The sequence below is a fragment of the Mesorhizobium sp. M7A.F.Ca.ET.027.03.2.1 genome (assembly GCF_003999175.1).
GTDB lineage: Bacteria > Pseudomonadota > Alphaproteobacteria > Rhizobiales > Rhizobiaceae > Mesorhizobium.
In genome coordinates this window covers 1-4,552 of sequence record NZ_RZOM01000470.1, presented here as the reverse complement: position 1 = coordinate 4,552, position 4,552 = coordinate 1, and the positions used below count along the sequence as shown (strand labels likewise).

Here is a 4,552-nt window from a genome sequence, read left to right as displayed (position 1 = left end):
CACAAGCACTCGCCGAGCGCCATCCGCTTCGGCCTGACCGGCAAGGGCAACTTCACCGGCGTCGAGGGCGAAGACGTGGTCTTCGGCCCGGGCGACATGGTGCTGACGCCCAACGACGCCTGGCACAATCATGGCACCGTCGGCGGCGAGCAGGCGGTCAACCTGTCGGTGCTCGACCTGCCGCTGGTCGAAACGCTGCATGCCGTCCATTTCGATCACAAATACACCGAGATGGTCGATGGCAAGGAAGTCGAGAAGAAGGTGCAGACCGCCCGCTATCCCGGTGACTACTCACAGCGCATCTATGGCGAGGGTGGCCTGATGCCGCGTTTCGTCGACCACAAGCGCGGCGGCGGCCTGTCGTCGCCGATGTATGTCTATCGCTGGGAGAAGATGGAAGCGGTCCTCGACGCCCACAAGGATTGGGATGGCGACCCCCATGAAGGCATCGTCATCGACTATGTCGATCCGACCACCGGCGGCCCCGTCTTCCACACCATCAATTTCTACGTGCAGATGCTGCGCCCCGGCGAGAGGACCTTGCCGCAGCGCGAGACCGCCAGCCTGCTCTTGGCGCCGTTCCGCGGCAACGGCCATTCGATCATCGACGGCAAACGTTATGACTGGAACCAGTTCGACACCATCGCCATACCTGGCGGTTCCTGGGTCGAGCATGTCAACGGCTCGTCGAGCGAGCCGGTGATCTTCTTCGGCGCCACTGATGCGCCGACGCAGAAGGCGCTGCTCCTCTACAAGCGCTGGGGCCGCAACCAGGCCGGCGACCTGCTCCGCCTCGTCTAGTTTTCGGCCCTTCGGCAAGCACTGTCCCGCCGCGATTGGCGGCGGGGACATCGAAATGACGTTTCAGCAGCAAGGGCGTATGCATTTGGTTTCGGCGTTCAACACCAAGCAGATCGGCCATGTCGACTGTCCAGGCGGCGGCCAGGTCTGGGTCGATGGCAACATCCTTTATATCGGTCACATGCGGCCGCCGAGCGGCACGACGCTGGTCGACATTTCCGACCCGCGCAATCCGCGCAAGATAGCCACGATCGATGTTCCGCCCGGCTGGCATTCGCACAAGGTGCGCGCCAAGGACGGGCTGATGATCATCAACCACGAGCGCTTTGGTGATGCCGGCCCGGCCGATTTCGGCGGCGGACTGGCGCTTTACGACACAACCAAGCCGGCGCAGCCCAAGCTCATCTCGAAATGGATAACCGGCGGCAAGGGCGTCCACCGCTACGACTTCGACGGCCGTTACGTCTACATCTCGCCGACCGCCGACGGTTATGTCGGCAACATCGTGATGATCCTCGACCTGATCGATCCCACGAAGCCGGTCGAGGTCGGACGCTGGTGGATACCCGGCCAGTGGACGGGTGGCGGCGAAGAATACCCGTGGCATGACTATGTCACGCCGCGTTGCCACCATCCGCTGCGCATGGGCGACCGGCTCTATGTCAGCTACTGGCATCACGGGCTGTTCATCCTCGACATTTCGGACATCACCAAGCCGAAGCTGGTCTCGCACGTCAATTCGAGCCCGAGCTTTCCGCATCCCACCCACACCTGCCTGCCGATCCCACAGCCGCTCAAGGGCCGCAACATCATGGTGGTGGCCGACGAGGATGTCGCCAAACTGCGACCTTCACCGCCGGCCTTCACCTGGATCTACGACATCACCGACGAGACCAACCCGTTGCCGATCTCGACCTTCCAGGTGCCTGGCCTCGACCCGGATGGCGCGCCGCAACCGCCGATGACCGGCTGCCACCAGCCCTCCGAGCGGTTCAATGGAACCGTCATTCCGTTTGCCTGGTTCGCGCAGGGGCTGCGCCTCGTCGACATCGCCGATCCGTTCGCGCCAAAGGAAGTCGGCCATTTCATCCCCGACGCGCCGGAGGGGGCGGAGCGTTCCTCGTCCAACGACGTGACCATCGACGACCGCGGCATCGTCTACCTGATCGATCGCATCCGCGGCGTCGACATCATCGAAACCAGCGTTCTCTAGGGGGGTATGTTGAGCGACAGCACGCGAAAATCCGCCAGCCACTACGCCATCGGCAACAAGAACCCGAACCTGCCGTTTCATCCGGCGGTGCGTGCCGGCGATTTCATCTTCGTCTCGGGCCAGGTGCCGAAGGACGAGAACAACAACATGATCAGCGGCACGATCGAGGAAGAGACGCTGGCGACGCTGAAGACCATTGCGCGCGTCATCGCGCATGAAGGCGCGACACTGTCGGATGTCGTGCGGATCACCACCTATCTCGAGGATACGCGCGATTTCGGTCGCTACAACAAGGCGTTCCTCGAAGGGATCGGCGACGCCGTTCTGGCACGCACGACCGTCGAGGCAAAGGCCGTCATCAACACCAAGATCGAAATGGACGCCATCGTCTACAAGCCGCTCCCGGCGAGCAAGTAGGCCTTGGACACTAGCGAGGAGACGACATGTACAAGCTGTTAGGCCGCCAGACATCAGGCAACGTCCAGAAGGTGCTCTTCATGCTCGAAGAGATGGGGGCCTCCTACAAGCGCGAGGATTATGGCCGCCAGTTCGAGAACACGCAGACGGCGGAATACAAGGCGCTCAACCCGACCTCCAAGGTGCCGACGCTGGTCGACGGCGACACCGTGATCTGGGAGTCCAACACCATCCTGCGCTATCTCGCGGCATCCGGCGGCGAACAGTTGAATGGCGCCACGCCGGCCGAAAAGACCGAGGTCGAGCGCTGGATGGACTTCCTGCTGGCTGCGGTCAATCCGGGCTACCTGGCGGCCTTCAAGGGCGCCAAGCTCACGCCCGAAGAACAGACCGCCGAATACAAGGAACAAGTGAAGGACCTTGTCGCGCAGCTCAAGATCGTCGACGGCCACCTGGCCGGCAAGGACTTCCTGGCGCTCGGCAAGCTGACCCTTGCCGACATCGCCTGCGCGCCGATCCTGAAGCGCTGCGTCGACTTCAAGATCGACCGGCCGTCAATGCCCAATCTGGAGCGCTGGGTGGCCGCGATCGCCGCCCGGCCGGCTTTCAAGGCGGCAACCACTGCTGCTCCCGCAAAGGCGGCATGATGATCAAGCGCGCCGCTCTCATCGGACTGGGAACGATGGGTCCAGGCATCGCCGCGCGGCTTTCGCGCGGCGGGCTCGATGTGACGGCGTATGATGTTTCGCCAGGGGCAATCGAGCGCGCCCGCGGCATGCTCGATCTCGCCGGCGGCGTGCTCGACGGTCTCGACATCGAGGCGCCCGGGACTGGCGCCGGCAGCGTGCGTTTCGTCGAGACGATCGCCGAGGCCGTCGATGGCGCCGAACTGGTGATCGAGAACGTGCCCGAGAATATCGACATCAAGGCGCAGACCTATCGCGACATCGATCCGCTGATCGGCCCGTCCGTCATCGTCGCGTCCGACACGTCGGGCATCCCGATCACCAAGCTGCAGGCGCATATCTCGCATCCCGAGCGGATGGTCGGCATGCACTGGTCGAACCCGCCGCACATCATCCCGATGATCGAGGTGATCGGCGGCGAAAAGACCGCGCCTGAAACCGTGGCTGTTATCCGCGATCTCATCCGCTCGATCGGCCTGCTGCCGGTGGTGGTGAAGAAGGACGTTCCAGGCTTCGTCGAGAACCGCGTGCTCTATGCGCTGCTGCGCGAGGCGGTCGATCTTGTCGAGCGCGGCGTCATCGAGCCGGAAGACCTCGACACCTGCGTGTCCTGGGGCATCGGCTACAAGATCGCGGTCATCGGTCCGATGGCGCTGCTCGATATGGCGGGGCTGGATATCTACAAATCCGTCTCGTCTTTCCTCAATGCCGATCTCTCCAACCGCGACGATGTCGCGCCGATGGTGCTGGAGAAGACAGCTGCGTCGAAGTTCGGCATCAAGTCGGGCGAGGGCATGTTTGCCTACACGCCCGAGCAGACAAAGGCGCTGCAGGGTGAACGGGCGCGCAAGCTCGTCGCGGTGCGGCGCATCCTGGAAGGCCGGGAGTAGCCAATGTCACATGGTGCGCAGAGGGCAGGCCGGTTCGAGGAGTTCCACCGGTCGGCTGTTTGTGTGAAGGGCGCCTTCGCCATCAAGATGGTGCGGGTGCGACAGAAAACAGCGCGCGGGGCGGCAAGCCATGCGCATTGAAACCATCCGGGCCGCCGGCGACAAGCCGGCCCATATCCGCCATGACGATCTGATCTCCGCCAAGGGCGTTTCGGTGATCATGGCCCGTCAACTGATCCTCAGGAACATCGATCTTTCGGTGCCAAAGGGGTCGTTCGTTTCCCTTATCGGCCCTTCCGGCTGCGGCAAGAGCACCTTGCTCAAGGTGCTGGCCGGGCTGGTGCAGCCGACCCAGGGCAGCGTTTCGATCGCCGGGCTCGCGCCGATCGAGGCGGCGCGCAAGCGGATGATCGGTCTCGTCTTCCAGGACGCCAACCTGCTTCCCTGGAAAAACGCCGTCGACAATGCCGCGCTGCTGCTCGGCATTGCCGACAAGTCGCTGTCGCGCTCGGATCTGCGGGCGCGCGGGCAGGAGATGCTGGAAC

At 63.5% G+C, this 4,552-nt stretch carries 6 protein-coding genes; all 6 read left to right on the top strand.

Annotated elements, in window-relative coordinates:
* On the top strand, positions 1 to 801 hold an 801-nt coding region (locus EN750_RS19945), incomplete at its 5' end, for a cupin domain-containing protein (RefSeq protein ID WP_127397425.1).
* Between the two features lie 55 nt (positions 802 to 856).
* Complete coding sequence (locus EN750_RS19940) at positions 857 to 2,014, top strand: hypothetical protein (protein ID WP_127397424.1); 1,158 nt, start codon at positions 857 to 859, stop codon at positions 2,012 to 2,014.
* Between the two features lie 9 nt (positions 2,015 to 2,023).
* Positions 2,024 to 2,431 carry a RidA family protein gene (locus EN750_RS19935; RefSeq protein ID WP_024505125.1) on the top strand — a complete coding sequence of 136 codons (408 nt, stop codon included), beginning with the start codon at positions 2,024 to 2,026 and terminating at the stop codon, positions 2,429 to 2,431.
* 26 nt (positions 2,432 to 2,457) lie between these two features.
* A complete protein-coding gene (locus tag EN750_RS19930) occupies positions 2,458 to 3,078 on the top strand; it encodes a glutathione S-transferase family protein (RefSeq protein ID WP_127397423.1) in 621 nt (206 codons plus the stop codon).
* Complete coding sequence (gene fhmpcd1, locus EN750_RS19925; protein ID WP_127397426.1) at positions 3,078 to 4,007, top strand: 5-formyl-3-hydroxy-2-methylpyridine 4-carboxylate 5-dehydrogenase; 930 nt, start codon at positions 3,078 to 3,080, stop codon at positions 4,005 to 4,007. The genes EN750_RS19930 and fhmpcd1 overlap by 1 nt, the downstream gene beginning before the upstream one ends.
* A 130-nt stretch (positions 4,008 to 4,137) precedes the next feature.
* Positions 4,138 to 4,552, top strand: a 415-nt coding sequence (locus tag EN750_RS19920) for an ATP-binding cassette domain-containing protein (RefSeq protein ID WP_127397422.1), incomplete at its 3' end; no start/stop codon positions are given.

Excerpts from the sequence above, each read along its gene's own strand:
- EN750_RS19940 (WP_127397424.1), top strand. The coding sequence starts at position 857 with ATGACGTTTCAGCAGCAAGGGCGTATGCATTTGGTTTCGGCGTTCAAC.
- EN750_RS19930 (WP_127397423.1), top strand. The coding sequence starts at position 2,458 with ATGTACAAGCTGTTAGGCCGCCAGACATCAGGCAACGTCCAGAAGGTG.
- fhmpcd1 (WP_127397426.1), top strand. The coding sequence starts at position 3,078 with ATGATCAAGCGCGCCGCTCTCATCGGACTGGGAACGATGGGTCCAGGC.